This window comes from Bacillus sp. NPDC077027 (assembly GCF_050269555.1).
Lineage (GTDB): Bacteria > Bacillota > Bacilli > Bacillales > Bacillaceae > Bacillus.
In genome coordinates this window covers 653452-679862 of the sequence record NZ_JBNNIO010000003.1, presented here as the reverse complement: position 1 = coordinate 679862, position 26411 = coordinate 653452, and the positions used below count along the sequence as shown (strand labels likewise).

Here is a 26411-nt window from a genome sequence, read left to right as displayed (position 1 = left end):
GTTATTTCCCCCTCACAATCGTTCCGATAGATTCGCCATTAACAGCACGTTTGATGTTTCCTTCTTCCATAATCGAGAATACGATTAGCGGAATATCATTATCCATACATAATGAAGATGCAGTAGAATCCATTACAGCAAGCCCTTCTTTTAATACATCAAGGTATGAAAGCTTATCATATTTTACTGCATTATCATCTATACGAGGATCGGCACTGTAGACACCATCCACATTATTTTTCGCCATGAGGATGACATCTGCTTCGATTTCTGCTGCACGTAATGCAGCAGTTGTGTCTGTTGAGAAGTATGGATTCCCAGTACCTGCTGCAAAAATGACCACACGCTTTTTCTCAAGATGACGAATGGCTTTTCTTCTTATGTAAGGTTCTGCAACTTGTCTCATTTCAATAGAGGTCTGCACTCTAGATTGTATGCCAAGTGTTTCAAGACTGTCTTGTAGAGCGAGTGAGTTCATGACTGTCGCAAGCATCCCCATATAATCAGCGGTTGCTCGGTCCATTCCTAAATCACTGCCCGTTTTGCCGCGCCATAAATTTCCTCCACCAACAACAACGGCCACTTCGACGTCAAGTTCTGCAATTTCTTTCACTTGTTTTGCGATTGAATGAATGACAGTAGGGTTAATTCCATTACCTGCATCACCAGCTAGTGCTTCGCCGCTTAGCTTCAGTACAATGCGTTTATATTTCGGTTTGCTCATGATAACCTCCAAGTGTAAACTATGCCGCCTCTTATTATGCAAAAGAAACTGTCGTTTGTAAATCAATATCCTCTAAAAAATAGGGAACACAGTACTTGTGCTCCCTAAAAAAGCCCCGGAGAGCTTTTCAAACATTATTTTTTCACTTGGTTCATTACTTCTTCAGCGAAGTTTTCTTGGCGTTTTTCAATGCCTTCTCCCACTTCATAGCGAACAGAATTTTGAACTGTTGCGTTTTTCGCGCTAAGTACTTTTTTCACTTTTTCATCTGGGTTTTTAACAAACGCTTGATCAAGTAAGCAAATTTCTTCGAAGAATTTGTTTAAGCGACCTTCTACCATTTTTGCTACAATGTTTTCAGGCTTGCCTTCTTGAAGTGCTTGTTGTGTCAATACTTCACGCTCACGATTTGCTTCTTCTTCAGAAACTTGGTCGCGAGAGATGTATTTAGGGTTGACAGCTGCAACATGCATTGCGATGTCTCTTGCAAGCTCTTCATCAGTTGTTCCATTAAGAACAGTTAATACACCGATGCGTCCGCCCATATGTAGGTAGGCACCGAATGCAGCGTTATCTTCTTTTGTTAGAATAGAGAAACGGCGAAGCGTGATTTTTTCTCCGATTTTTGCAATCGCAGAAGTAATGTACTCTTCAACTGTTGAACCATTCTCCATTTTAGAAGCAAGTGCTTCTTCAACTGTAGCAGGCTTTGCAGCAAGCAAGTGATCAGCTAGATCATTAAGAAGCGTTTTGAATCCTTCATTTTTTGCAACGAAGTCTGTTTCAGAGTTCACTTCAAGAATGACACCTGTGTTGCCATCAGTTTTAATGATTGTTAAACCTTCGGCAGCAATACGGTCTGCTTTTTTCGCAGCTTTTGCAATGCCTTTTTCTCTTAGAAGGTCGATTGCTTTTTCGATGTCACCATCAGTTTCAGTTAACGCCTTTTTACAATCCATCATACCTGCACCAGTTTTTTGGCGCAATTCTTTTACTAATTGAGCAGTAATTGCCATTTTCATTTCCTCCTTCTATATCAAACACGGATTACTAGGTGAAAAAAAGGTGATAAAAGGCATTTCCCTCTTATCACCTTTTGAATAGGTTAAGCAGTTGTTGTTTCAGTCTCTGTCGTTTCTTCTACAACAGCTTCTTCTTCGCCTTGTTTAGACTCAAGAATTGCATCTGCCATTTTTGCTGTAAGAAGTTTTACAGCACGGATTGCATCATCGTTTGCAGGGATCACTACATCAATTTCATCTGGATCACAGTTTGTATCAACGATACCGATGATTGGGATGTTTAATTTACGAGCTTCTGCAACCGCAATACGCTCTTTACGAGGGTCAATAATGAAAAGTGCATCTGGAAGACCTTTCATGTCTTTAATTCCGCCCAAGAATTTCTCAAGACGCTCTAATTCTTTTTTCAATTGAACGACTTCTTTCTTAGGAAGAACCTCGAATGTGCCGTTTTCTTGCATTTTTTCGATATCTTTCAAACGCTTGATACGTTTTTGGATTGTTTCAAAGTTTGTTAAAGTTCCACCCAACCAACGTTGGTTGACATAATACATTCCAGAACGGATTGCTTCTTCTTTCACTGAATCTTGTGCTTGTTTCTTAGTACCAACGAAAAGAATGTTTCCTCCGTCAGCTGCAAGGTTTTTTGTGAAGTTGTAAGCTTCTTCTACTTTCTTCACCGTTTTTTGAAGGTCGATGATGTAGATACCGTTACGTTCTGTAAAGATGTAACGCTTCATTTTTGGGTTCCAACGGCGTGTTTGGTGACCGAAGTGAACACCAGCTTCTAGCAATTGTTTCATAGAAATAACTGACATTGTATTTCCTCCTAATATAATGGTTTTTTTCCTCCGCTCAAGTCATATTCATGTAGAACTACGCCAAGGCAGCACCTTCACACGAATCATTGAGCGTGTGTATTTAACACCAAGAAATAATATAACACATGATGAACTGACAATCAAGAATCCTTTACAGCTTTCCGCTAAATTTTAATAAAAGCTCGATTTCTGTCTTACCAGTCTTTAATTCTCTTGCTATTTCCTCTATCGACAGACCGCTTTCATACAGTGATCTCACTTGATTGTGAAATGCATCGTCTTCTACTTTTTCTGAAGGTTGCTCATTTGCTTCAACATCTGCTTTTTGGACTGTATGATTCACTGTTTCTTCCTGCACTTCAACTTCACTTAAGAGAGCTGAAAGATGGTCAGGAACTGGATCTTCACTTTCGTCCGACTGTTGGGATTCAGTTTGTGGTTGTGGATGTTTTGCTTTCTGAGGAAGAGGAACTTGGTCTTCTTCAACTAAAGAATCAGGGGAAGAGGCCACAGATTTTGACAGTTTGTCATTCTCTTCTTTCACTTCTATCAAAAATGCGGCCAGTGTATTTTCCGTTTCTTCTAAAAGCTCTCGTTGTTTTTGCTCAGTAGCCTTGAGCGTGTTCATTCTAGTATATAAAATGATGACAAAATAAATTAACACTGCATGCAGCGTAAAGCTAATCAGCCATAACATATTCTTCACTCACTCACTTTTTAGGATTGAATGGCTTTATCAAGCAAGTGCTTTAACTTGAACAGCGCTTTAGAATGAATTTGAGAAATGCGGGATGTAGATAAACTCAAGACTTGTCCGATCTCAGTTAATGTTAATTCTTCTTTGTAAAACAAACTGATGACCAGCTTTTCTTTTTCAGACAGCTCTGTTATTTTTTCAGCGAGCTGCTCAATTAATTCATCCTTCAACATTTTTTCCTCTGGTGTCACCGTTTTCTCATCACGTATCATGACTTGGACATTTTCGCCATCCTCTTGATCATGTAGTTTCTCATCGATGGAAAGTAGATTGGCAAAAAAGCCTTCATTTATTGTCGTGACTACATCTTTTTCACTCATTCCCAGTTCTTCAGCCACTTCTGTCGGTGTCACATTGCGTAAATAGCGTTGTTCAAGTTTTTCAACCGCAGCTTCTACTTTTTTTGTTTTCTCTCTTGATGTGCGAGGCAGCCAGTCCTCTTTACGAAGACCGTCGATGATGGCCCCGCGAATCCTAAAGGATGCATACGTATCAAACTTCAGGTCTCTGCCAGGATCAAACTTTTCAAGGGCATCATACAAACCGAGCATCCCAAGACTAATTAAGTCTTCTTTATGCACTGACTTCGGAAGACCGATGGAAATTCTTCCGACATGATATGTGACGAGCGGCATGTAACGGCGCATTAAATCATCTCCAGCAACTGGGTCCTTCCACTCTTTCCATCTAGCCCATAGCGCCTGATCTTCGTAATTTAAGGATTGCATCTTTCTCCCCCTATACTTCCTTAGTTATATCTTGATAATGCCTTGTTTTACAGTGCGGATCTCTAATTCAGTTGTTAGCGGATCAAACTCGATCGTTCGTCCGCTACTCCCGCCCGTATCCTCACTGATAATCGGGATATTATAAAGAGACAGATGTTCTTTTACTGCTGATACATTTCTTGGTCCAATTCTCATAAGGTCGTTGCTTGATTTAAACTTAAACATCTCTGCGCCTCCAGCCATTTTTGCCTTTAGCGCATGTTTTCTTGCTCCTTCTTTTAGCAGCAGGTCAATCGTATACTTCACGCCTGTATCTGCATACTTCGCATAATTCTCAACCGCACCTTTTGCAAGCGATGAATCTGGTAGCATAACATGGACAAGACCAGCAATTTTTTTCTCTTTATCAAATAACACAAGTCCAACACACGAGCCAAGTCCAGATGTGCGAATTTTATCTGGTGTTTTCACCAGTTGAACATCAGCGATACCAACTTTAACAACAGTAGGTGACTGCACGTTCATCACAGGTTACCTAATGCTTTGAATAGCTTTTCAAACGATTCAAAGTCTGGCAAAAGAAACATGTTACCTTTTAGCTCTTGTTTGTTTTGATCATCAAAGATGGATGTATCGACCACGATTGCTTGATCTCCTAATGGACTGAGCTGCATTAAGCCTTCACTAATGACTGCACCAAACATATCGAGTGTGACATCAGGAACACTTGGGTATAACTTCAACTTTGTTAAATCAGCGAGCGCTGATAAATAGGAACCGGCTAAAATATTTCCTAGTTCATGTAAAGCAGAAGTGCCTAACAGATGTTCATGAATTGTATCAATATCAAACGTTGGATCTTGTACTAGCTCTCTGACAAGTTGCTCTGCTTGCTCAAAAGGCATAATGAAGAAAATTGAGCCCGTCAAATCACCTTCCATGCGTAGGAAAATACTCGCAACAGGTAAGTCTGCACCACCGAAAAACTCCATTATATCTTCAAACGAAAGCACTTTAACAAATGGTACTGTCATGTCAATTTTCCGATTTAGCAGATTGGCAAGAGCAGAAGCCGCATGGCCTGCCCCGATGTTTCCAACCTCTCTTAACACATCAAGCTGTTCATCTTTTATTTCGCTGAAAATGCTCATGTGACATCCCCCTTAATGAACAGTTGCATCTGAAGTTTGGCTGTTTTTGTCAAGAACTGCACCAGCATGAATGATATTAAAAAGACGCTGGTCATGTTTAATGATGCCTGTAACCCATGATAGACCGTCTTTTTCAGTTGAGTCTGGAGCAGCTTCTACTTCTTCTTGATGAACTGTAATTACATCATTTGCTTCATCCACGATCCAACCTACTTCAATATCACCGACAGACACAATGATCATTCTTGTTTCTTCTGTGATGTCCTGATCGTTTGATCCGAGACGTACTCTCAAATCAATGACTGGTGTCACGACTCCTCGCAAATTAATCACACCGCAAATATATGGTACAACCCCTGGAACCCTAGTTGGTTGTTGCCATTTTTCAATGGACTTCACTTCTGATACTGAAATGGCGTATTCTTTTTTGTTTACGACAAACACAATCATCTTTTCGCCAGTTTTGATATCTGTACTCATTTCAGACCGCTCCTCTATTGTTTTTTACTTAATCAGTGCGTTACAGTCAACGATGAGTGCAACCTGACCGTCACCTAAGATTGTTGCTCCTGATATAGCAAATACGTTTGTTAAATAGTCACCTAGTGATTTAAGCACGACCTCCTGCTGACCAATAAATGAATCAACAACAAAAGCAGTCAGCTTGTCTCCTTTTCGGACGACAATGATGTGTAATTCATCTTCTAGTTCATTTGCATTTGGTACTTGGAATTGCTTTTTCAAGTACACAACAGGTACGATGAATCCTCGGAAATCAATGACTTCACGATCATGGGTTTGTAAAATATCACGTTTCTTGATAACAGCCGTTTCAATAATAGAAGAAATCGGAATGGCATATGTTTCTTCTTCAAGCTTCACAAGCAACACAGAAATGATCGACAGTGTCAGTGGAAGCTGGATAGAAAAGAGTGATCCTTGCCCTTCTGTTGAGCTAATGCTCACAGAGCCGCCAAGAGACTCTAGTTTGTTTTTCACAACGTCTAGTCCTACACCACGACCTGAAATATCAGAAATTGTATCTGCCGTTGAGAAGCCTGCTGCAAGTATGAGTGAATCAATTTGATGATCTTCAAGCGTTTCAGCTTCTTTTTCGGTAATAACACCGCGCTCAAGTGCTTTTTCAAGAACTTTTTTACGGTTGATCCCCCCACCATCATCTTCTACTTCAATGAAGACATGGTTTCCACTGTGGTATGCCTTTAAAAGGACGGTTCCCTTCTCTGGCTTGCCTTTTTTCACACGTTCTTCTGGCGATTCAATGCCATGATCTAAGCTGTTTCTTAATAGATGAAGAAGCGGATCGCCAATTTCATCAATGACTGTTCGATCGAGTTCTGTTTCAGCACCTTCAATAATTAGCTCGATTTTTTTATTGAGTTCTTTTGTGAGCTGGCGAATCATCCGTGGGAATCGGTTAAACACTGTTTCAACTGGTACCATTCGCATGTTCAAAATAATTGATTGTAGATCACCAGAGATACGCGTCATTCTTTCTACTGTATCTGTTAATTCGTTGTTCTCTAGCTCTTTAGCAATCTGTTCTAAACGCCCTCTATCAATCACTAATTCTTCAAACAAGTTCATTAATGAGTCGAGTCTATCAATGTTTACACGAATTGTTTTTGTAGCATTGGCTGCCGCTCCATTACCACCAGATTTCGGTGCATCACTATTTGTTTCTGCCTTTTTCACAGGGACTGGTGCGTCTGCTTTTTTCTCTTCAGACTTTGGCGATTTATTTGTAGCTGCCGCTGCTCCTTTAAAGCTTGGCACTTCAGAAACCTTTACTTTTTCAACTTCAGAGATGGTCGTGACAATTTTTTCAACTTCTTCTATTGATTGTTTTGATAAATAAGAGATGCTGAATTCAGATTCAAAATCTTCTGATTCTAAAAGCTCTGAGTTCGGAACGGTTTTGACGACCTCTCCCACGTCATTTAAACGCTCAAAAATCATGTAAACACGAACAGCTTTTAGTAAGCATTCTTTACTTAATGTCACAATCAGTTCATAGCATTTGAAGCCTTGTTCTCTTGCCTCATCAAGGACTGTTCTTTCAAATTCATTATAGTCTATATCACTTTTTATTTTTTCTGCCCCTGCTGCTTCTATCGCTGGAGCCACCTCTTGTTGACTACCCGTAACATCTAGTTTTTTACTAATCTCAGAAACATCACGCTTACCGTCTCCACCTTCAGCGATCGATTGTACCATGGCTTCAAGATGATCAAGCGCTTCGAACATGATATCCATTGATTCAGGAGTTACAACCATTTGCTCATTTCGAATGGCATCAAACATATTTTCTAGGTGATGCGTTAAATGTGCCATGTCATCAAAGCCCATTGTTGCGCTCATTCCTTTTAGTGTATGAGCTGCTCTAAAAATATCATGAACTAGCTGCAAATCAGTCGGGTTCTTTTCTAATTCAAGAAGCTTTTCATTACAACTTTGTAAATTTTCTCTGCTTTCATCTAAAAAGATATCTAAGTATTGGTTTACATCCAACGTGTTCACGCCCTCTCTTTATTCATGGAGCTAATTATTGCATGTGCAATGTCATCTACGTGCCTTGTTTCATGGGCAAGGCCTGCTTTTATGACCGATTTAGGCATTCCAAAAACGACACATGATTCTTCATTTTCTGCGATAACTTTTGTATGTCCGCTCGCAAGCATTTGTTTGACACCTTCAGTGCCATCGTTTCCCATACCAGTCATAATGACAGCAATTTTTTGATAACCTTTTATTTCACTAATTGATTCAAATAAATAGTTAACAGAAGGTTTGTGTCGACTAGACGTATCTTCTGTTGACAGCTTAATCGTTAAAGCTGAACCATGATCATGAAGTGACATATTCTTTCCACCAGGCGCAATATATGCCACCCCGTTTTTGGCGGTTTCTCCATCTACCGCTTCTTTAATGGTAATTTGAGATAAATGGTCCAGTCTTGTGGCAAGAGATGCAGTAAAACCAGCTGGCATATGCTGAACAATCAAAATGGGCGCCGCTATGTTTTTTGGAAGCTTTGTGACAACTCTTTGCAATGCCCTCGGCCCTCCTGTAGAAGTTCCGATTGAAATAATCTTTCGGAGTGGCACCTTAAACATCTCTTGTGGTCGAGACTGTATACTCGGACTCGCCACCTTCATCACTGGCTGTGGTGCGATTTTTTTCTCAAGACGTGTTCTTGACATGCCAGCGGCAAGGACACGCTCTACAATTTGTCCTCTCACTTTGTGTAAATCAAGTGAAATACTTCCCGATGGTTTTGTGACAAAATCAAAAGCACCGAGTTCTAAGCAATGGATGGTTAAATCCTTCCCTTGCTTTGTCTGGCTTGACACCATGATGACGGCAAGGTCGTGTTCAGCCAGAATTTGTTTTAGTGCCTCGGTTCCATTTAAAACGGGCATTTCGACATCAAGCGTGACAACATCTGGATTCAGTTCTTTAATCCGGTTTAATGCATCTTCGCCATTTCTGGCCGTTCCGACTACTTCAATCTCCTGCTCGGCATTTAGGAAGTCACTAATTAACTTTCTCATAAATGCCGAATCATCTACTACAAGCACTCTAATCATTACTCTACTTTTCTCCTTTTAAAAAAAGAGGACAACTTATCTATAAACGTATGCTGCTCTTTTCGTGCCTCTCTTATCTGCTGCTGATAAAGTGTATCTGCCAGAAGTTTTACCGTTTTACTTAACCTTGAGTGAGGCTGACTCAGATAAAATGGCATTTGCTCACTTACAGCTTTTGGAACCGCCACATCATCCGGCACAGCACCAGCAAACACAATTTTTTTGTGTAAAAACGACGATACAACACTAGCCAATTTCCGATAGGTAACTGCTCCCTCTGAAGGAACAGTACATCGATTGACAATAATTTTTACAGACTGATCAAACTGATTTAATGCAAGGTGTTTGATTGCACTATACGCATCCATGATAGATGTGGGTTCTGGTGTCGTAACAACCACGACCTCTCCTGCCGATAATACAAAAGGCAGTTGATCTTTCGAAAGACCTGCACCCATATCGAAAAAAATGCAATCAAACTCACGAACGACTTTAGCCATCTCATCTAAAAAGAATGACCATTTGTTCGCATCAAGCGAAAACATCTGCTCAAGCCCACTTCCACCTGAGATGTAATAAAGGTTGTCAGCTCCTCTAGTAATCGCACTTGCAAATGGTTTGTTCCTCATCAGAACATCAAGAATCGAATGCTCTGATGATTTTCCAAGTAAAATATCAATGTTTCCCATTCCGATATCGAGATCAATGATCAATACTTTTTTACCTGTTTGCGCAATAGCTAATGCCATATTCAGTGTCAAATTTGATTTCCCGACACCGCCTTTTCCGCTCATAATGGCAATTGTTTTTGCTTGTCCACTCGAAGCTAAAGGAGTTGGTGTCATCTGAGTGCTCTGCTTCACTAACCTTCTTAAACCTTCCGCTTGGTCTGGCTTCATCATCTCAATACCATCCTGGTTAAATCTAAAGCTGTACTTTCCATGATATCTTCAGGTACATTTTGACCATTTGTCATAAAACCTAGGCCAATTTGTGATTCTGCGATGATTTGAAAAACAGTGCCAATTGTGTCTGTTTCATCAATTTTTGTAAAGATGAATTGATCAATCGGTACTCTCTCAAATCTCTTCACCATCGCTTTCATATCTTGATATTTTGATGTTGCACTCATCACAAGGAAGCTCTGAATGCTTTTATCAAATGGGATGATGTCTGTCAGCTCTTTGATGTACGCTTCTTCTTTAAAATTGCGGCCTGCCGTATCAATAAAAATATGATCATAATCCTCAAACGTCTTTTGCGCCTGAAGAAAATCCTCTCTTGAGTAGCAGACTTCAAGTGGTGCCTGTAGTAGCTCTGCATATGTTTTCAGCTGCTCGATTGCCGCAATTCGATACGTATCAGTTGTGATAAATGCAATTTTCTTTTTATGCTCAATTGCTGTTTTGGCAGCGAGTTTTGCAATTGTTGTTGTTTTTCCAGCTCCCGTTGAACCAAATAAAATGACGTGCTTTGAACGGATTGTCTGCTCATTCGAAGTGTCTATTGGCAACATGTTTGAAAGAAGCTGTTCTAACTCTCGTTTAATTTGCTCTTCCTTTACAGCACCAGCCGTTAAAAGTCCTTTTAAACACAGATCTCTAATGGCATCATCGAGTCCTTGATCTTTCAGCTTTTGATCGGCTTCTTTTAGCGAATCAGGTAATATGCCTACATGCCGTTCATTTCGGTTGTACTCAATCGGCGTCGTCTGTACTTTCAGCTTCTCTTGAACGATTGGTACTTGCCTATCTTCAAGTCCTTTGTTGCTTTCTTTTTTAGGAAGAATTGGCGTAAGAGCCGAGCGTTTATTTGAGACATTAGCTCTTTCCTCAAAATCCTGGTCAAGCACAGCAATTACCTCAACCATTTGCTGTTTCTTTAAGCCAAATAATCTACGTTTCACAACCGTTTTCGAATTTAAAATAACGGCATCTTTTCCAAGTTGCTGTCTTATTTGAACGGTTGCCTCCTGCATGGAATTCGCTGTGATTTTTTTCATTTTCATTAGATATCCACCACTCCGATGCTCTGTACTTCAACATTGGCTTCTAGCTCGTTATAAGATAATACCGGCAGTTCTGGGAAATATCTTTCTAACAATTGCTTGACGTACATTCTAATAGGAGGTGAACATAAAAGAATCGGCGTCTCTTGACGAAGAGAAAGCTGTTCGATTTCTTTTGCCACCGATTGAATGACACTCTCAGATGATTCAGGATCAAGTGATAAGTAATTGCCGTGCTCTGTTTGCTGCACACTGTCAGCAATAACTTTTTCAACACGTCCTGAACAAGTGACCACTTTTAACGACTCGTTTTCTCTCGCGTACTGTGCAGTAATTTGACGGGCAAGTGCTTGTCTGACGTATTCTGTTAATAAATCTGTATCGGTCGTCAGTTTTCCATAGTCTGCCAACGTCTCGAAAATAGTCACAAGGTTTCGAATAGAAACTTTCTCTTTTAAAAGCTTCGCAAGCACTTTTTGAATATCGCCGACTGCTAGTGGATTTGGCGTCACCTCATCCACCAAGACTGGATACGTTTCTTTTAAGTGATCGATTAGCTGCTTCGTTTCTTGTCTTCCTAATAGTTCATGTGTATTTTGCCTAATCTTCTCTGTAATGTGAGTAGAGACAACAGAAGCTGGATCAACAACTGTATACCCAAGCATCTCAGCTTGATCTTTTTCCGACTCTGAAATCCATTTTGCCGGTAAACCAAAGGATGGCTCTATTGTCTCAATGCCCTCAATTGGGTCATCTTCAGGTGTTGGGGACATTGCCAAATAATGATCGAGCAAAAGCTCACCTTTTGCTACTTCATTCCCCTTTATTTTCAGTCTGTATTCGTTCGGATTAAGTGCTATATTGTCCCTAATTCGTACAACTGGAATGACCAGTCCAAGTTCAAGAGCGAGCTGTCGCCTGATCATGACAATTCTGTCTAATAGATCTCCGCCTTGATTGGCATCAGCTAGTGGAATGAGTCCATAGCCAAATTCAAATTCAATGGCATCCATTTGGAGAAGATGGATAACACTTTCAGGGCTCTTCAACTCTTCCACTTCTGCTTGTTCCTCAAGTACCTCTTCAATCTCTTCCTGATCTTGTTTGTTTTTCGACATCATGTAAGCGCCAAGTGTGAGTAGCCCTGCGATTGGCCCTGTCAAAAGTATACCGATTGGTGTAAACAACCCAAGAAGAAAAATCGTTCCTGCTGTTACATAAAGCATGATTGGAAATGCAAAGAGCTGTTCGGTAATGTCAGAACCAAGGTTTCCATTCGATGCCGCTCTCGTTACGACAATCCCTGTCGCAGTTGAAATAAGAAGTGCCGGAATTTGCGAAACAATTCCGTCCCCTACGGTTAGAAGTGTGAAGTGTGATGCTGATTCTTGAATAGACATGCCTTGCTGAAGCATCCCAATGATGATTCCGAAAATAATATTGATGATAACAATAATAATTCCCGCAATGGCATCCCCTTTTACGAATTTACTCGCTCCATCCATCGCTCCGTAAAAGTCTGCCTCTCTCGACACTTTTTCACGTCGAGTTCTCGCTTCACTTTCCGTTAGCATTCCCGCATTCAAATCAGCATCAATACTCATTTGCTTACCAGGCATTGCGTCGAGTGTAAACCTTGCCGCAACCTCTGAAACACGTTCAGCCCCTTTGGTAATGACGATAAACTGAATGACGATCAGAATGAAGAACACAACAAGTCCAACGAGCACATTTCCTCCAACAACAAATGAACCGAACGTTTCAACAACCTTTCCTGCATCTCCAGTTGATAAAATAGAACGTGTTGTAGAGATATTAAGTGCTAAGCGAAACAACGTCAGTAATAGAAGTAAAGATGGAAAGATTGAAAATTGAAGCGGTTCTTGCATGTTCATTGTGGTGAGAAGCACGATAAGCGCAAGAGAAATATTAATAATGATTAAAATACTTAAAAGAACGGGCGGAAACGGAATGACCAGCATCGCCACGATTAAAATAACACTGAATAAAACAGATAAATCTCTTGCTGACATGCCTGTTCTCTCCTTTTAAAACCAAAAATTCACAAAACCTTTTGTTTCGTTTTGTATACATAAGCCAAAATTTCAGCAATTGCTTTGAAATATTCTTCTGGAACAGCTTGATCAATTTGGACTTGATCATATAACGCGCGAGCAAGTGGTCTATTTTCAACTGTCATGACATCATGCTCTTTCGCAATTTTTCTAATTTTCAATGCGAGAATATCTATTCCTTTTGCCACAACAAAAGGTGCATCCATTTTTTCCTCATCATATTTAAGCGCGATTGCATAATGCGTTGGGTTTGTAATGATGACATCTGCTTTCGGTACTTCCTGCATCATTCGTCTCATCGCCATTTCCCGCTGCCTTTGTTTAATTTTTGATTTGATGAGCGGGTCACCCTCTGATTTTTTATACTCATCCTTAATGTCTTGTTTTGACATCCGTAAGTTTTTTTCATAATCAAATTTCTGATACATATAATCTAATCCTGCCAGTAGAAGTAATGCGCTGGCTGCATACAGCCCCATAATCAAGGTCATTTTTGCGACAAAATGGAGCGTTGCTTCAGCAGTTAAGAGTGGCAATCGTAAGATTTCATCAAAGTGCATCCAGAGCGCTAAAAATGTCGCAAATCCAATTAAACCAATTTTCAAAATAGATTTTAACAGTTCAACGAGTGCTCGAATGCTATAGATTCGCTTAAACCCCTTAATTGGGTCGAGTTTTTCTAATTTTGGTTTAATGACTTCTGGTGAAAAAAGAAAGCCAACTTGTAAATAGTTACTCATCACACCTGCTAGCAGACCAACTCCAAGAATTGGAAGGAGCAGAAATGCTGTTTCCTGAAGTAATTCGAGAAATAATTGATGTATGTTAGACGTGCTCACATTCATCAACATCGTTGTTGAATAAAAACGTTCAATGAGCGCAATAATTCGCTCTTTCATAAAAGGCCCAATAAAAAAGAATGATAAAAAGATTAATAAGAATGAGATGGCTGTATTCACGTCGGTGCTTTTTGCAACTTGTCCCTTTTTACGTGAATCCCGTCTTTTTTTAGGCGTTGCTTTTTCCGTTTTTTCACCGGCAAAGAACTGCAAATCTAGTCTGAGTCTCATACTCACTGAGAACCACCGACCAATGCTAAGAAATTCCTCATCGTAATAATGATTGTCTCAAAGGTGTTCTGTACAACACCAAAAATGACCCCCATACAAATAATGATCATAATAAAACTCACACCCATTTTAATCGGTAATCCAACAACAAAGACGTTCATCTGTGGCACTGTTCGAGCAATGATTCCGAGCGCAAGATCAACTAAGAACAAACTTGCAACAACGGGTGCTGAGATTTGAAAGGCGACGATAAACATTTGGTTAAAGCTTCTTGCGATAAAGTACGCAAATGATTCTTCGCCAAACTTTAGTTGGTATTGATCGAGCGCAATGTATTGAAAACTGTAATGAATGCCGTCAAGCAGAAGATGATGTGCATTTGTCGCAAGCATTAACAGTAGTGTCACCGTATAAAAGAACTGCCCCATAAGAGGTGTTTGAGCACCTGTTTGAGGATCAATAACATTGGCAATGGCAAACCCCATCTGAAAATCAATAAATGACCCTGCAATTTGAACTGCTGAAACCATCATGTAGGCGATTAAACCAAGTAACAGCCCAACCATTGCTTCCTTTATTGCCAGCATCATATACAATCCATCTATCTCTAGCATCGGCGGGTCTTTAATCGTGCTTAAACTAATCAATGCTAGAAAAAGTGAAAAGCCAATCCGATGCATAGCAGGTATTGTTCGGTGCGCCAGAAGTGGGACTGTGACGAAAAAGGCTGTGATCCGAATGAAAACAAGCAGAAAAGCAGGGAATAATTCAATGATGGACATACCTAATTAACCTGCAAAACGATCTAAATTCGAGAACAACTCTGTCGTAAAAGATAAGATCGTAGACAGCATCCATGGACCAAATACAACAAGTCCAATCAGGACAGCAACAATCTTCGGGATAAACGCGAGTGTTTGTTCTTGAATTTGGGTAGTAGCCTGAAACACACTGACAATCAATCCGACAATTAATGCAAGCGCAAGTAGCGGACCACTGATTAGCAAAACAACATATACCGACCTTTCAGCCAGGGTAATAACAAATTCTGAACTCATTTTTAAGCACCTACTCTAAAAGCTTTGCAGCAAAGATTTAACGATCAAATACCATCCGTCAACTAATACAAATAACAAAATTTTAAAAGGGAGCGATATCATAACCGGCGGAAGCATCATCATCCCCATCGACATAAGTACACTGGCAACAACCATATCGATGATTAAAAATGGAATAAATATCATAAATCCAATTTGAAATGCCGTTTTCAACTCTGAAATGGCAAATGCCGGAACCATTGCGGTTAAAGGAATATCTTGAATGGATTCTGGCGTATCCATTTTTGCGTAATTGAGAAACAACGCCAAATCTTTTTGTCTCGTATGTTTACTCATAAACTCTTTAATTGGCACTTCTGCTTTCTCATACGCCTGATTTAATGTGATATCATCATTCATCAATGGCGTTATTGCTTCTTTATTAATCTCTGAAAAAGTAGGTGCCATGATAAAGAAAGTGAGAAACAACGCAAGACCAACAAGCACTTGGTTTGGCGGCATCGAGTTGGTTGCAAGTGATGTTCTGACGAAAGACAGGACAATCACAATTCGTGTAAAACAAGTCATTAAAATTAAAATGCTTGGCGCAACCGAAAAAACGGTCAAAAGTAAAAGAAGACGGACAGAAGTGCTAATATTCCCCGCACCACTGGAATTAAATAAATCAATAAACTCATTCATTTTGTTTCGGGCCTTTCTTTCTGACTTCTGATTGGGTCTTTTTCAATTCGGCTAGCTGTGCTTTTAAGTTTTCTGAAAAAGAAGAAGTAGTCGCTTTACTATTCGCCTTCACCTGTGAAGTGAATTTTTGAACGATTTTCGGCAAGTCTGATTTGCTTTCCATTGCCTCTTCGTATTGCGATACAATTGCTTCACATTCCTGTTCATCATCAATTTCCTTCAAAAGTTGAATCGAATCAGCGACACCGACAACTAGCACCCTTTTGCCCACTTTAATAAGCTGAACCGAACGGTTTTGACCGACAGAGGTTCCTCCGATGTTTTCAACATACCGAAATGGTTTAAGCAGTCGATTTTGCTTACCAACAAACTTCACTAAACCGTAAATCAACAGTATGACAAAAAGCAATGCACCGATCATCTTGACAAAATCCATAATGGAGACAGAAGAAGAGGGAACTTCTTCTGCCGGATCCGTTTGATTGTCTGTGCTTTTCTTTTCTGTATCTTTTGTGCTTTTTTTCTCATCTTTCAGCCATTCATTCACTGTACCGCTTTCTGCATCTTTATTTTCAGCAAAAAGTGAAGTTGGCTGCGCTGTAAAGAAAAGCATAAAACTGATCATTGCTATACATATCAAACGTTTTTTCAACAAGTCTTACACCCTTTTTTAGCCTAACGTTTTGTTAATTGCTTCAAGTACACGATCTGCTTGGAACGGCTTTACGATAAAGTCTTTTGCCCCCGCCTGAATGGCATCAATAACCATTGACTGTTGTCCCATTGCAGAGCACATAATGATTTTTGCAGAAGCATCAATTTGTTTAATTTCTTTTAGTGCTGTAATCCCGTCCATTTCAGGCATTGTGATATCCATTGTGACAAGATCTGGTGATGTTTCTTTAAATTTTTCAACAGCTTGTGCGCCGTTTTCAGCTTCTCCTACTACGTCAAATCCGTTTTTCACAAGAATATCCTTGATCATCATTCTCATGAATGCTGCATCGTCTACGATTAAAACCTTAATAGCCATTTAAGTATTCTCTCCCTATATGTTTGTTTATTTTAAATTTTGAAGTCTTTCTGATTGACTTAAAATATCTGTTACGCGAACGCCGAAGTTTTCATCGATGACAACGACTTCTCCTTTGGCAACTTTTCTTTTATTCACCAAGATGTCAACTGGCTCTCCAGCGAGCTTGTCAAGCTCAATAATGCTGCCTGCAGAAAGTTCCAATACTTCCTTGACACTTCGGTTTGTTCTACCAAGTTCGACCGTAATCGAAAGCGGAATATCCATCAGCATATCAAGATTACCAAGTTGGTTCGTTGAATGCTGTGGTTCACTAAACGCTTCAAATTCTACTGGTGTGACATTCACTGGTGCAGCAGGTTTAGGCTTTGCTTGTCTTTTTGGAGGTGCTGCTTGTGTTGGTGCTGACTGAGCAGGAGCAGGCTGTTCAGCTTGAACTTGTTGCTGAGGTTCCTGAACCGGTTCCTCTTCTTCACTTGATCCTGTCAGCTCCGTGATTAAATCTTTCGCAAATGTGACTGGGTATAACTGCATGATGTTTGAATCAATAAGCTCTCCAATCGTGAGCCTGAAGGAAACTTTGACAAGTAATTCTTCAGCTGGAATACGATCTGTTCCTTCACCTTCGTTGACATCTAATAATTCAACTCGAGGCGGAGAGATATCAATTTTTTTATTAAATACTGTAGACATGGAAGTGGCTGCTGAACCCATCATTTGGTTCATCGCTTCTTGAACAGCACTTAGATGAATTTCACTGAGTGACGGATCTGCATTCGTTCCATCTCCACCCATCATCAGATCAGCTATCACAGCTGCATCTGTTTGTTGAATAACTAGGAGGTTACTTGCACTAAATCCTTCTGTGTAATTCACCTCTATTGCAACATATGGATGTGGAAACTCTTCATTTAATTTACTTTTTTGAATGACTGTCACAGTCGGCGTTGTAATTTCCACTTTTTGATTGAGTAGAGTTGATAGCGCCGTTGCTGAGCTACCAAATGAGATATTCCCAATTTCGCCAATTGCGTCTTGTTCCATTTCGGAAAGGACTGTATCTGGCTCTATTTCATCACTGTTACCTCCTTTAAGGAGGGCATCGATCTCGTCTTGTGATAATTTACTGCTGTTATTCTCCATCTTCTTCACCTCTTATGTCGTGATCTAGAATTTGAATCGCCTGTTTCCGATTCACGCGGCCGGCCTGTCCCAAGAATTTCGGTTTATCTCCGACCATAACAGTAAGAGGCGCATTTACTGGTTTGTCCAAGGTGATACAATCTCCAATTTCCAAATCCAAAAGCTCTTCAATCGTCATTTCAGATTTTCCGAGTTCTGCTACTACCGGAATCTTTGCCTTCATAATCCGCTTTTCAATCGCTTTCGTTTCCTCAAGTTTCGGTTCATTTCGATCTGACTGCATCCAATAATGGACGGACAGTTTTGGGATGATAGGTTCTAATACGACATGAGGGATACATAGATTAATAACTCCACTCACATCACCTATTAAGGTGTTAAGCGAAATGACGACGACTGTTTCATTCGGCGAGACCATTTGGACAAACTGGGGATTCACCTCGAAATCTGCCATTTCTGGCTCGATGTCGGTTATGGACTGCCACGCTTCTCTGTAATTTTCCAAAGCTCCCTCAAACATGTTTGAGATAATCTTTGTTTCGATTTCTGTCAGTGAATCTGTCTTATTATGACTAATGCCGATACCACCCATCAGTCGGTCCATCATGGCGTAACCAATCGTAGGGTTCACTTCAAGCATAATTCTTCCTTCAAGTGGGCTTACATAAAATAAGTTTAATAGTGTCATATTTGGAATAGAACGAATAAACTCCTCATATGGCACTTGATCCACTGAGCTAACAGAAATTTGAATATATGATCTGAGTTGTGCCGAAAAGTGAGTGGTCAATAGTCTAGCGAAGTTATCATGTACTCTCGTTAAACTACGAATCTGGTCTTTTGAAAATCGAAGTGCACGTTTAAAGTCATACACTTTGACCTTTTTCGTTGTCTCTTCCTTTTTCAGCTCATCCGCATTCATTTCACCTGTCGAGATTGCGGATAGCAGCGCATCTATTTCATTCTGGGATAGCACTTCTCCTGACATTTCTTCACCTCCGTCTTGTCAATTAATCGCCTCTATTGCAGATTAAAGGAGGTTATATATACTTCTTTCACCTTGCCATCTAGCAAATAGCCGTTCACCTTATTTTTCACTTTTGTTTTAAAACTTTCTCTGCCTTTTTTTCCATCAAGCTCTTCGGCATTCGTTTCGGATAAAATATCAATTACTGCATCTTTCACTTGAAAATCTCTCTTTTCAAGTTCTTCCTTCGCTTTCACTGAGTCTGTTTCAATTTTAAGAACGAGACGAACAGCGTTGCCTTCAGATTTCAAATTTGTTGTTATCTCAGGGATTTCAACGGAAGCTTCTACAACTTCATCTGCGGTAGGCTCTTTTTCTGCATTTGCCTCATCCGATCCATTTAAGAGGAAAAATATAGTTGCTCCGATTCCGCCGATCGCAATAACCATGATTAGCATTACTACTACTAGCTTATTCTTCATTCAAACTCCTCTATTCCTTGATTCAATGAAATGATTTGAATTCTTCTGTAAAATGATATAATTCTTTCTTCAATCTGTTCTTGATCTTCTTTTACGATGAATTTTTTCCCGTTTGCCAATGTAATCGTTGTGTCTGGAAAGCTTTCGATTTGCTCGATATGGAGAGCGTTGATCATAAATTCCTTGCCATTTAATTTCGTCACTGCAATCATGTTAAGCAGAGAAGCTACAATACACTCCCCCTACCTCCTATCGTTTCAGGTTGACAAGCTCTTGTAGAATTTCATCAGATGTCGTAATGGTTTTTGCATTTGATTGGAACCCACGCTGAGCGATGATCATTTCTGTAAATTCATCCGTTAAATCAACATTGGACATTTCTAATCTTCCTGTTTGAATTACACCTGTTCCTTCTTCACCAGGAATGATTGCGTTACTCGGTGCCCCTGAACTTAATGTTTGACGATATAAGTTATCGCCAACTTTATCAAGACCACCAGCGTTACGGAATGATACGAGTGAAACTTGTCCAACTGTACGTGGTACGTTATTTTCCACAACAGAAATCGTTCCGTCCGCACCAACACTAACACTTGAAACATCTTTAGGGATTGTGATTCTTTGTCCATCCATGCCTAAAAGGTAGTTGCCGTCTGGAGTGACAAGGTTGCCTTGTCCATCAGGCTTAAAGTTCCCTGTTCTTGTGTAAAGGATCTCGCCTTGATTTTCAATTCTGAAGAATCCATCACCGTTAATGTAGAAATCATAAGGGTCATCTGTATTTTGAGAAGCACCTGATGTCATAATCTTATCAATGGATGAAAGTGAAGATCCGAGTCCAACTTGCTTTGAATTGACAGAACCCGAATTATTCGTTGGTCCCCCAGAGCTTGCAATCGTTTGGCTGACAATATCCTTAAATGTGATTCGGCTTTTTTTATAACCGTGTGTGTTCACGTTGGCAACGTTATTTGCAACAATATCTAGTTTTGTTTGGAAGTTTTTCATTCCACTAATTCCTGAGTAAAGTGAGCGTAACATGTATTTTCCTCCTCGTTTTTTCTTACGATTTTTCTCCAACAGTTGTAACGTCCCATGGACTAACTTTGGTTCCGTCTTCAAGAACTAGATAATATTCGTTATCTATATTTTTGACAGATTTCACAATGCCTGAAATGTCTTCGTCTTCTTTCTTCCCTACAACTTCTTTTCCAATCCAACCTACATACGTCGTAAATGGATCTTGGTGTGCAACATATGCCGACATGATCGTATTTAGCTTTTCAATCGATTCACTTGTGTTCATTTGCTGCTCTAAAGAAGAGAATGTCGCAAGCTGAGTTACAAATTCTCGGTCATCGACTGGGTTGGTTGGATCTTGGTTCTGTAGCTGCGTGAGCAAAATCTTCAAAAACTGATCTCTTCCCAGTGTATCTGCTCTCTTCTTTGTACTTGAAGATGTGTCAGTCGTCGTTGTTGCTGTTGCTGTTGCTGTTCTGAGGTTATTATCAACAGTAGCCATTACATCTCCTCCTGCCCTTCATCAGTTAAAACGAGTTCATCCAATAAATCTTGAAATTCTGCTTCTTGTTCTTCAGACTGTTTTGCATCTTGATGTTTTTGTTGTTGCTGCTTGTTGTCATCTGTAAACTGTCCTAAAAATGGTTGTTCATTTGATTGAAGCGGAATATTAAATCGATCAATTTGAACAGACATATTGGGAAGTGCCTGCTTTAATTGTGGTAAATGGTGCTCAAGCAACTCTTTTGCAGCCTGGGTTGAAGCCGTAATTCTACTTGCATATACACCGTTTTGCTTGGTCAATTGAATCGTAATAAATCCAAGATTTTCTGGATTTAAACGCACTGTAAAGCTTCCACTTGATTTACCAAACGGTGTGAACTTCATTTGCTTCCAGGTACTGAGAATTTGCTGGTCGACCGTAGCTGGCCTTTCCTCCGTCTGTCCCGTTAACTGAACTGGTGATGTCGATTGGACTTGGAAGAATTGTTTATGTCCCGGCAAGAAAAGTTGTGTGTTAGGTTTGCTTTCAGAAGAGGACTGACTAGACGCCTGGGTACCGCCTAACTCTTTACGTAAAAGCCATTCTAATGATGATGTCCCTTTTGATTGAGAAGGAAGAGAGGGTTCAAAACGAGGAGAGATGCTTTCTTTTAATTCTCCCATTGAGATTTTCCACTCTTTCTCTGATCCCTTTGTTAGCGACATCATATGATCTATTAGTTGATTGAACTGCTTCAGTTCTCTTTGAGACATGCCTGTTAGCTTTGATGATGAGTCCTGTGAAAAAAACTGTTCTTTTAATTGTTGAATCAGTTTTTCATCTGCACCATTTTCCGCAAGGAAACCAAGGAAGTCAGAACCTTTTTGTTGAACCTCCTGTATAAGCGAGTCGTTGTTTCCTAACTGATTTTGGTTCAGTACGTTATATAAGAAAAAGTGAACTTGGATTAGTTGTTCTTGATCAACCAATACCGTTTTCTCTTCATCCTTCTCCCCATAAACGAGGGTTTCCATCTTCTTAAAAAGCGCTTCTAGTGACTGAAGCTCTGACTCATCAAGTGAATGGCTTTGCAAGGCTTCTAGCGCTGCAATCAAATCATCATTTAAACCTTCTTGTGGTGATGTGAGCCATTTTTCAATGAGGTCCATTGCTTCATCGGCATTTAAGGTTGTGCCTTTGCCTGTTAATGCTTGATTTGATTGATTGAGCGTGGCAACTCCACCTCCAAGCAATTGCTTAAACAAGCCGCGCGCTGCATTTGCATCGCCTCCTTTAAGCCCAGATAAGCTTTGAGAAGATTGTTGCAATGCACCAATATCAAGTAGCTTCACTTATTATTCACCCCCATTTGCACTTTCTTCTTTTTTCGCTAGTTCCTCTGTGAACTTCGCCGCTTTCTGAGGTGTCAATTTCGCTAATATCTCTGTCAATTTATTTTTGTTAAGTTCTTCAAGGATTTTTAATGCCTCTTTATCGCTTAACTCAGCTAAAATTTTAGCTGATTTTCCCGCATCCATGCTTTCATAAATGCTGATAACCTTGCCTTTAGTTTGCTTATCTGATGATGAGTCATTTGATGTGCTTGAATGACTATTGGAAGCGGTACTGCTTCCAGCATCTGTTGATGATGTATCTTCAGTTGTTTTTTCAAGTGAATTGATCTTTTGAGTCAATCTCTTAATCTCTTCATCACTTGTTTTTAAATCCTTTTGTGCAATTTCAAGTTCGTTTTTTTGTTCTTTCATTGTCTGCTTCAGTTCTTTAATTGTTGTATCCTTCGGATCATTATTAGAAGATGATGTCTTCGAATCATCACCGCTATCGACCAAATGACTGATAACCGGTATGTTTTGTAAAGGCTTTTTAAAATCATAGCCCGCAATGTAAAGAATGATACCCGCAACAATGATTAGCACTGTAAGTGGAATGATGACAATAAACAAAATCCATTGAAATTTACCGCCTGAGTCCTTCTTTTTTTCCTTCTTAGGCATTCTTCTCGACTCCTAGTGTCCTTGAAACATGAATTGGCTGATAGAGATATCATCCATTTCTTTCATTTCAATTGCCTTATGTTCAAGGGAAAACTTTTCAAATTGCTTTTCTTTCATTTTTTCAAACTTTTTAAACTCGATATTCTTTTCAGTTAAATCAGACTGCTTTTCATTCATTTGATGCCGTTTCATGATCACAAGCTGCTGATAGTGATGGATTGTGTTATCTAGATTCGTGACAAACTGCTGAAAATGGCGCATTTCTTGAACGCTCATTCCACTTTTCAGCTTCTCTTCTTTGCTTTTTTCCATTAGCTCTTTTTTGTTCATATTCTCATAGAGTTTTTCAGCAACTTGCTCAAATGCCGAAACGGATTGCTGATATTCTGCAAGTGATTTGTCCTTTTCACTTTCTTTCAGTTCTAAGAGCTTTTGAAATTTGTAGTGATAGTTCACGGGTTAAGTCAATCCTCTCTATTTATCAAACCGAGTAACACGCTAACACTGTCTTCAAGCGAGGCCGCTTCTTCCACATCCTGTTTCAAAAAGGAGATAAGGCTTGGATAATAATTCATTGCTTCATCAATCTCTTTTGAAGAGCCCTTTTTATACGCACCAATGTTAATCAAATCTTCGGCATTTTGATAAGTTGACAGCAGCTGTCTAAAGCGGTTCGCAGCTGCTTTGTGATCATGATTAGCAACATTATTCATGACGCGGCTGATGCTTTTTAAGATATTGACTGCAGGAAACTGTCCTTTATTGGCAAGTGCCCTGTCGAGTACAATATGACCATCTAATATTCCTCTGACTGAATCTGCAATCGGTTCATTCATATCATCACCATCAACAAGCACTGTATAAAAAGCAGTGATTGAACCGAGCTGATTTCTACCAGTCCTCTCAAGCAATTTTGGCAGTATAGCGAACACTGAAGGCGTATATCCTTTCGTCGTTGGCGGTTCGCCAGTTGCAAGTCCAATTTCCCTTTGTGCCATGGCAACCCTTGTGACAGAATCCATCATGAACATGACATTCTTGCCTCTATCTCGAAAATACTCTGCAATTGCAGTCGCGGTATACGCTGCTTTGAGTCGGGTTAATGCGGGTTGATCTGAAGTTGCGACCACAACGATCGATCTTTTCAAACCTTCCTCACCCAAATCCTTTTCGATAAATTCTCGAACCTCACGTCCACGTTCTCCAACGAGCGCGATGACATTTAGGTCAGCTTCGGTTTGCTTGGCGATCATACCCATCAGTGTACTTTTACCAACACCACTCCCTGCAAAAATACCAATTCTCTGGCCAGTACCTACTGTCAGAAGACTATCGATGACTCTGACACCAACTCCCATTTTTTCTTTAATTGGGGGTCTGTTCATTGGATTAGGCGGTGCTTGCTCAGTAGAAACTGGTGCTAATCCTTTCGGAAGCATCCTGCCATCAAGTGGATCTCCAAAAGCATCGACGACCTCGCCTATCAGGCCCGTTCCAACTTTTACTTTCAAGGATTCCCCTGTCGCTTCGACGAGACTACCTGGGGAAATGTTAGATGCCTCAACATATGGCATTAATAAGATATTTTCATCTTTAAAGCCGACCACTTCGGCTTTAATTGGATGATGCATACTCCCCTTTTTATGTATGAGGCAGACATCCCCAATTGAGCTATCAGGTCCTTTTGATTCAATCATCAGCCCTACAACTCGACTAACCTTTCCAAATCGCTTATAAGAATCGGCCGTCTCAAGTACTTCTTTCAATACACTTATGTTCATTTGTGTTCACCTGAATTTATCACATTCAGTAGTTTTTCCTTCAACTGATTCATTTGAGTATCAACACTGGCCTCCACTTTCCCAAAGCTCGTTTCCACATAACAAGTACCTTTTGGCGCTTTTTCATCAGTGTAGATGGACAAGTGTGTATCTCTTTGAAGAATTCTTATTAATTCCTCTTTGTGATTCATGACATGCTCATAATGGTCTGGATCAACATATACGGAGATGTCATCATATTCTTTCACCTCTGCAATGACTTGTTTCACAAGTGAAAAGAAATCTTCTTTACAATCTTCTTTTGCATACCATACACGTTTTGCCAATTCAAATGCGAGTTCGACAATCTCTTCATCTGAACTCTCTATTTTATCTTCGTAATCACTTTTCGCGAGACGAATGATTTCATTACCTTTATCAAGGAATGATCGATATTGTGCTAACGCATCTGCTTCACCTTTTTGAAAACCTTGCGTGAAGCCATCTTGTTTCGCTTCTTCAATCAATTGTTCTCTCTCAGCTTCAAAGTCAGAGCGTTTTTGCTCTATTTCAGCTAAGGTCTTTTCTAGCTGACTGTTTGCCTCTGCCAAAATGCGATTTGCCTCATCCTCTGCGTCACTTAAAATGACCTGAGATGCTTTCACTTTCTGTTCAAGGTCTTCTACTTCTTTCTCCTGCTCGTGTTTAAACACAACTTGATGCAAAGAGATTTTTCGCCGTTCCTCACTTGGAACGACAGATGATTCATTTTTAATGATCTTAGACAATGATATCGTCTCCCCCGCCTCTAGCTATGACGATTTCTCCAGCTTCTTCAAGTCGTCTGACGATGCTAACAATTCTTGTCTGTGCTTCTTCTACATCTCTAAGCCTTACAGGGCCCATAAACTCCATTTCTTCTTTGAATGTTTCGACCATCCGTTGAGACATATTTCGGAAAACAATTTCTTTGACTTCTTCGCTTGCCACTTTGAGAGCAAGCAAGAGATCATCATTTTCAACATCACGGATCACACGCTGAATGGCTCTGCTATCAAGCGTAACAATGTCTTCAAAGACAAACATACGTTTCTTGATCTCATCAGCAAGTTCAGGATCTTGAATTTCAAGTGTATCTAAAATGGTTTTCTCTGTGGCACGATCAACACCATTTAGCACTTCAACGACTGCCTCAACACCACCCGTTTGGGTGAAGTCTTGCGTAAAGGTTGAAGAAAGTTTTTGCTCAAGGATACGTTCCACTTCGTTAATAATTTCTGGAGATGTACGATCCATTAAAGCAATTCTTCGGGCAACCTCTGTTTGCACTTCCTCTCCTAGTTCAGACAAAATTTGTCCAGCCTGAACTGGGTCTAAATAAGAAAGAATAAGAGCAATGGTTTGTGGATGCTCGTGCTGTATAAAGTTGAGAATTTGTTCTGGATCAGCCTTCCTTGCAAAATCAAATGGTTTCACTTGAAGCGAAGATGTTAAGCGATTCAAGATACTATCTGCTTTATCTTCACCGAGCGCTTTTTCAAGCACCTGTCTTGCATACATAAGACCACCTTGAGAGATGTAATCCTGTGCAATGGCAATGCTATGAAATTCTTCAATGATTTCATCTTTCTTGGATGTATCCACACTTCTAACATTGGATATTTCTAATGTTAGCTTTTCAATTTCGTCTTCAGACAGATGTTTGTATACAGATGCTGACACATCTAGCCCTAAGGAGATCATTAGGATCGCTGCTTTTTGTCTGCCTGTTAGTCGATTTGGATCTTTTCTCGGCATTTGT

31 protein-coding genes are annotated in these 26411 nt (G+C 40.0%); all 31 read right to left on the bottom strand.

Annotated features, from left to right (window positions below; translation table 11 throughout):
* Position 1: 1 nt before the first annotated feature.
* Positions 2 to 724, bottom strand: a complete 723-nt coding sequence (gene pyrH / locus ACQKEZ_RS13945; RefSeq protein ID WP_427301669.1) for a UMP kinase — start codon at positions 722 to 724, stop codon at positions 2 to 4.
* A 134-nt stretch (positions 725 to 858) separates the two neighbouring features.
* On the bottom strand, positions 859 to 1740 hold the full coding sequence (gene tsf / locus ACQKEZ_RS13940; protein ID WP_427301667.1) for a translation elongation factor Ts: 882 nt from the start codon (positions 1738 to 1740) through the stop codon (positions 859 to 861).
* An 89-nt stretch (positions 1741 to 1829) separates the two neighbouring features.
* Complete coding sequence (rpsB, locus tag ACQKEZ_RS13935; RefSeq protein WP_427301666.1) at positions 1830 to 2564, bottom strand: 30S ribosomal protein S2; 735 nt, start codon at positions 2562 to 2564, stop codon at positions 1830 to 1832.
* A 154-nt stretch (positions 2565 to 2718) separates the two neighbouring features.
* Positions 2719 to 3264 (bottom strand): Swarming motility protein SwrB, encoded by a 546-nt coding sequence (locus ACQKEZ_RS13930; protein WP_427301664.1) that lies wholly within the window; start codon positions 3262 to 3264, stop codon positions 2719 to 2721.
* 20 nt (positions 3265 to 3284) lie between these two features.
* Positions 3285 to 4052, bottom strand: coding sequence for a FliA/WhiG family RNA polymerase sigma factor (locus ACQKEZ_RS13925; RefSeq protein ID WP_427301663.1), 768 nt, complete (start codon positions 4050 to 4052; stop codon positions 3285 to 3287).
* A 24-nt stretch (positions 4053 to 4076) separates the two neighbouring features.
* Entirely contained in the window at positions 4077 to 4577 is a 501-nt protein-coding gene (locus ACQKEZ_RS13920) for a chemotaxis protein CheD (RefSeq protein WP_427301661.1), read from the bottom strand.
* Positions 4577 to 5203, bottom strand: a complete 627-nt coding sequence (locus ACQKEZ_RS13915) for a chemotaxis protein CheC (protein WP_427301659.1) — start codon at positions 5201 to 5203, stop codon at positions 4577 to 4579. The genes ACQKEZ_RS13920 and ACQKEZ_RS13915 overlap by 1 nt, the downstream gene beginning before the upstream one ends.
* A 12-nt stretch (positions 5204 to 5215) precedes the next feature.
* Positions 5216 to 5683: a chemotaxis protein CheW gene (locus ACQKEZ_RS13910; RefSeq protein WP_427301657.1), complete on the bottom strand. Its 468-nt coding sequence runs from the start codon at positions 5681 to 5683 to the stop codon at positions 5216 to 5218.
* 24 nt (positions 5684 to 5707) lie between these two features.
* On the bottom strand, positions 5708 to 7735 hold the full coding sequence (locus tag ACQKEZ_RS13905) for a chemotaxis protein CheW (protein ID WP_427301655.1): 2028 nt from the start codon (positions 7733 to 7735) through the stop codon (positions 5708 to 5710).
* A gap of 5 nt (positions 7736 to 7740) precedes the next feature.
* Positions 7741 to 8814, bottom strand: a complete 1074-nt coding sequence (locus ACQKEZ_RS13900; RefSeq protein WP_427301653.1) for a protein-glutamate methylesterase/protein-glutamine glutaminase — start codon at positions 8812 to 8814, stop codon at positions 7741 to 7743.
* The gene (locus ACQKEZ_RS13895) at positions 8814 to 9716 is read right to left on the bottom strand and encodes a MinD/ParA family protein (RefSeq protein ID WP_427301651.1); all 903 of its coding nucleotides are present in this window, start codon (positions 9714 to 9716) and stop codon (positions 8814 to 8816) included. Before ACQKEZ_RS13895 ends, ACQKEZ_RS13900 begins: the two co-directional genes overlap by 1 nt.
* A complete protein-coding gene (gene flhF, locus ACQKEZ_RS13890; protein WP_427301650.1) occupies positions 9713 to 10822 on the bottom strand; it encodes a flagellar biosynthesis protein FlhF in 1110 nt (369 codons plus the stop codon). Before flhF ends, ACQKEZ_RS13895 begins: the two co-directional genes overlap by 4 nt.
* Positions 10822 to 12855, bottom strand: coding sequence for a flagellar biosynthesis protein FlhA (gene flhA, locus ACQKEZ_RS13885; RefSeq protein ID WP_427301648.1), 2034 nt, complete (start codon positions 12853 to 12855; stop codon positions 10822 to 10824). The genes flhF and flhA overlap by 1 nt, the downstream gene beginning before the upstream one ends.
* 29 nt (positions 12856 to 12884) lie before the next feature.
* Positions 12885 to 13967: a flagellar biosynthesis protein FlhB gene (gene flhB, locus ACQKEZ_RS13880; protein ID WP_427301966.1), complete on the bottom strand. Its 1083-nt coding sequence runs from the start codon at positions 13965 to 13967 to the stop codon at positions 12885 to 12887.
* A gap of 2 nt (positions 13968 to 13969) precedes the next feature.
* Entirely contained in the window at positions 13970 to 14749 is a 780-nt protein-coding gene (gene fliR / locus ACQKEZ_RS13875; RefSeq protein ID WP_427301646.1) for a flagellar biosynthetic protein FliR, read from the bottom strand.
* Between the two features lie 6 nt (positions 14750 to 14755).
* Positions 14756 to 15025, bottom strand: a complete 270-nt coding sequence (gene fliQ, locus ACQKEZ_RS13870) for a flagellar biosynthesis protein FliQ (protein WP_427301645.1) — start codon at positions 15023 to 15025, stop codon at positions 14756 to 14758.
* A gap of 15 nt (positions 15026 to 15040) precedes the next feature.
* The gene (gene fliP / locus ACQKEZ_RS13865) at positions 15041 to 15706 is read right to left on the bottom strand and encodes a flagellar type III secretion system pore protein FliP (protein ID WP_427301644.1); all 666 of its coding nucleotides are present in this window, start codon (positions 15704 to 15706) and stop codon (positions 15041 to 15043) included.
* Positions 15699 to 16358 carry a flagella biosynthesis regulatory protein FliZ gene (fliZ, locus tag ACQKEZ_RS13860; RefSeq protein ID WP_427301642.1) on the bottom strand — a complete coding sequence of 220 codons (660 nt, stop codon included), beginning with the start codon at positions 16356 to 16358 and terminating at the stop codon, positions 15699 to 15701. Before fliZ ends, fliP begins: the two co-directional genes overlap by 8 nt.
* An 18-nt stretch (positions 16359 to 16376) precedes the next feature.
* Positions 16377 to 16739: a response regulator gene (locus ACQKEZ_RS13855; protein ID WP_427301641.1), complete on the bottom strand. Its 363-nt coding sequence runs from the start codon at positions 16737 to 16739 to the stop codon at positions 16377 to 16379.
* Positions 16740 to 16766: 27 nt separating this feature from the next.
* On the bottom strand, positions 16767 to 17882 hold the full coding sequence (gene fliY, locus ACQKEZ_RS13850) for a flagellar motor switch phosphatase FliY (RefSeq protein ID WP_427301639.1): 1116 nt from the start codon (positions 17880 to 17882) through the stop codon (positions 16767 to 16769).
* Positions 17872 to 18870, bottom strand: a complete 999-nt coding sequence (gene fliM, locus ACQKEZ_RS13845) for a flagellar motor switch protein FliM (protein ID WP_427301637.1) — start codon at positions 18868 to 18870, stop codon at positions 17872 to 17874. Before fliM ends, fliY begins: the two co-directional genes overlap by 11 nt.
* 32 nt (positions 18871 to 18902) lie before the next feature.
* The gene (fliL, locus tag ACQKEZ_RS13840; protein ID WP_427301635.1) at positions 18903 to 19331 is read right to left on the bottom strand and encodes a flagellar basal body-associated protein FliL; all 429 of its coding nucleotides are present in this window, start codon (positions 19329 to 19331) and stop codon (positions 18903 to 18905) included.
* Positions 19328 to 19543 (bottom strand): flagellar FlbD family protein, encoded by a 216-nt coding sequence (locus ACQKEZ_RS13835; RefSeq protein WP_427301633.1) that lies wholly within the window; start codon positions 19541 to 19543, stop codon positions 19328 to 19330. The genes fliL and ACQKEZ_RS13835 overlap by 4 nt, the downstream gene beginning before the upstream one ends.
* Positions 19544 to 19580: 37 nt before the next feature.
* Entirely contained in the window at positions 19581 to 20372 is a 792-nt protein-coding gene (gene flgG / locus ACQKEZ_RS13830; protein ID WP_427301632.1) for a flagellar basal body rod protein FlgG, read from the bottom strand.
* Between the two features lie 22 nt (positions 20373 to 20394).
* The gene (flgD, locus tag ACQKEZ_RS13825) at positions 20395 to 20853 is read right to left on the bottom strand and encodes a flagellar hook assembly protein FlgD (protein WP_427301630.1); all 459 of its coding nucleotides are present in this window, start codon (positions 20851 to 20853) and stop codon (positions 20395 to 20397) included.
* Positions 20853 to 22187, bottom strand: a complete 1335-nt coding sequence (locus ACQKEZ_RS13820; RefSeq protein WP_427301628.1) for a flagellar hook-length control protein FliK — start codon at positions 22185 to 22187, stop codon at positions 20853 to 20855. Before ACQKEZ_RS13820 ends, flgD begins: the two co-directional genes overlap by 1 nt.
* Positions 22188 to 22190: 3 nt before the next feature.
* Entirely contained in the window at positions 22191 to 22850 is a 660-nt protein-coding gene (locus ACQKEZ_RS13815; RefSeq protein WP_427301627.1) for a MotE family protein, read from the bottom strand.
* Positions 22851 to 22862: 12 nt separating this feature from the next.
* Complete coding sequence (gene fliJ / locus ACQKEZ_RS13810) at positions 22863 to 23306, bottom strand: flagellar export protein FliJ (RefSeq protein WP_427301626.1); 444 nt, start codon at positions 23304 to 23306, stop codon at positions 22863 to 22865.
* A gap of 8 nt (positions 23307 to 23314) precedes the next feature.
* Positions 23315 to 24631 (bottom strand): flagellar protein export ATPase FliI, encoded by a 1317-nt coding sequence (fliI, locus tag ACQKEZ_RS13805; RefSeq protein WP_427301624.1) that lies wholly within the window; start codon positions 24629 to 24631, stop codon positions 23315 to 23317.
* Positions 24628 to 25398 (bottom strand): flagellar assembly protein FliH, encoded by a 771-nt coding sequence (gene fliH / locus ACQKEZ_RS13800; RefSeq protein ID WP_427301623.1) that lies wholly within the window; start codon positions 25396 to 25398, stop codon positions 24628 to 24630. The genes fliI and fliH overlap by 4 nt, the downstream gene beginning before the upstream one ends.
* Positions 25391 to 26407, bottom strand: a complete 1017-nt coding sequence (fliG, locus tag ACQKEZ_RS13795) for a flagellar motor switch protein FliG (protein ID WP_427301621.1) — start codon at positions 26405 to 26407, stop codon at positions 25391 to 25393. The genes fliH and fliG overlap by 8 nt, the downstream gene beginning before the upstream one ends.
* Positions 26408 to 26411 lie beyond the last annotated feature (4 nt).

What these genes read in the sequence shown, in the direction of transcription:
- pyrH (WP_427301669.1), bottom strand. Translation starts at nt 724, where the DNA reads ATGAGCAAACCGAAATATAAACGCATTGTACTGAAGCTAAGCGGCGAA.
- tsf (WP_427301667.1), bottom strand. Translation starts at nt 1,740, where the DNA reads ATGGCAATTACTGCTCAATTAGTAAAAGAATTGCGCCAAAAAACTGGT.
- rpsB (WP_427301666.1), bottom strand. Translation starts at nt 2,564, where the DNA reads ATGTCAGTTATTTCTATGAAACAATTGCTAGAAGCTGGTGTTCACTTC.
- ACQKEZ_RS13930 (WP_427301664.1), bottom strand. Translation starts at nt 3,264, where the DNA reads ATGTTATGGCTGATTAGCTTTACGCTGCATGCAGTGTTAATTTATTTT.
- ACQKEZ_RS13925 (WP_427301663.1), bottom strand. Translation starts at nt 4,052, where the DNA reads ATGCAATCCTTAAATTACGAAGATCAGGCGCTATGGGCTAGATGGAAA.
- ACQKEZ_RS13920 (WP_427301661.1), bottom strand. Translation starts at nt 4,577, where the DNA reads ATGAACGTGCAGTCACCTACTGTTGTTAAAGTTGGTATCGCTGATGTT.
- ACQKEZ_RS13915 (WP_427301659.1), bottom strand. Translation starts at nt 5,203, where the DNA reads ATGAGCATTTTCAGCGAAATAAAAGATGAACAGCTTGATGTGTTAAGA.
- ACQKEZ_RS13910 (WP_427301657.1), bottom strand. Translation starts at nt 5,683, where the DNA reads ATGAGTACAGATATCAAAACTGGCGAAAAGATGATTGTGTTTGTCGTA.
- ACQKEZ_RS13900 (WP_427301653.1), bottom strand. Translation starts at nt 8,814, where the DNA reads ATGATTAGAGTGCTTGTAGTAGATGATTCGGCATTTATGAGAAAGTTA.
- ACQKEZ_RS13895 (WP_427301651.1), bottom strand. Translation starts at nt 9,716, where the DNA reads ATGATGAAGCCAGACCAAGCGGAAGGTTTAAGAAGGTTAGTGAAGCAG.
- flhF (WP_427301650.1), bottom strand. Translation starts at nt 10,822, where the DNA reads ATGAAAATGAAAAAAATCACAGCGAATTCCATGCAGGAGGCAACCGTT.
- flhA (WP_427301648.1), bottom strand. Translation starts at nt 12,855, where the DNA reads ATGTCAGCAAGAGATTTATCTGTTTTATTCAGTGTTATTTTAATCGTG.
- flhB (WP_427301966.1), bottom strand. Translation starts at nt 13,967, where the DNA reads ATGAGACTCAGACTAGATTTGCAGTTCTTTGCCGGTGAAAAAACGGAA.
- fliR (WP_427301646.1), bottom strand. Translation starts at nt 14,749, where the DNA reads ATGTCCATCATTGAATTATTCCCTGCTTTTCTGCTTGTTTTCATTCGG.
- fliQ (WP_427301645.1), bottom strand. Translation starts at nt 15,025, where the DNA reads ATGAGTTCAGAATTTGTTATTACCCTGGCTGAAAGGTCGGTATATGTT.
- fliP (WP_427301644.1), bottom strand. Translation starts at nt 15,706, where the DNA reads ATGAATGAGTTTATTGATTTATTTAATTCCAGTGGTGCGGGGAATATT.
- ACQKEZ_RS13855 (WP_427301641.1), bottom strand. Translation starts at nt 16,739, where the DNA reads ATGGCTATTAAGGTTTTAATCGTAGACGATGCAGCATTCATGAGAATG.
- fliY (WP_427301639.1), bottom strand. Translation starts at nt 17,882, where the DNA reads ATGGAGAATAACAGCAGTAAATTATCACAAGACGAGATCGATGCCCTC.
- fliM (WP_427301637.1), bottom strand. Translation starts at nt 18,870, where the DNA reads ATGTCAGGAGAAGTGCTATCCCAGAATGAAATAGATGCGCTGCTATCC.
- fliL (WP_427301635.1), bottom strand. Translation starts at nt 19,331, where the DNA reads ATGAAGAATAAGCTAGTAGTAGTAATGCTAATCATGGTTATTGCGATC.
- ACQKEZ_RS13835 (WP_427301633.1), bottom strand. Translation starts at nt 19,543, where the DNA reads ATGATTGCAGTGACGAAATTAAATGGCAAGGAATTTATGATCAACGCT.
- flgG (WP_427301632.1), bottom strand. Translation starts at nt 20,372, where the DNA reads ATGTTACGCTCACTTTACTCAGGAATTAGTGGAATGAAAAACTTCCAA.
- flgD (WP_427301630.1), bottom strand. Translation starts at nt 20,853, where the DNA reads ATGGCTACTGTTGATAATAACCTCAGAACAGCAACAGCAACAGCAACA.
- ACQKEZ_RS13815 (WP_427301627.1), bottom strand. Translation starts at nt 22,850, where the DNA reads ATGCCTAAGAAGGAAAAAAAGAAGGACTCAGGCGGTAAATTTCAATGG.
- fliI (WP_427301624.1), bottom strand. Translation starts at nt 24,631, where the DNA reads ATGAACATAAGTGTATTGAAAGAAGTACTTGAGACGGCCGATTCTTAT.
- fliG (WP_427301621.1), bottom strand. Translation starts at nt 26,407, where the DNA reads ATGCCGAGAAAAGATCCAAATCGACTAACAGGCAGACAAAAAGCAGCG.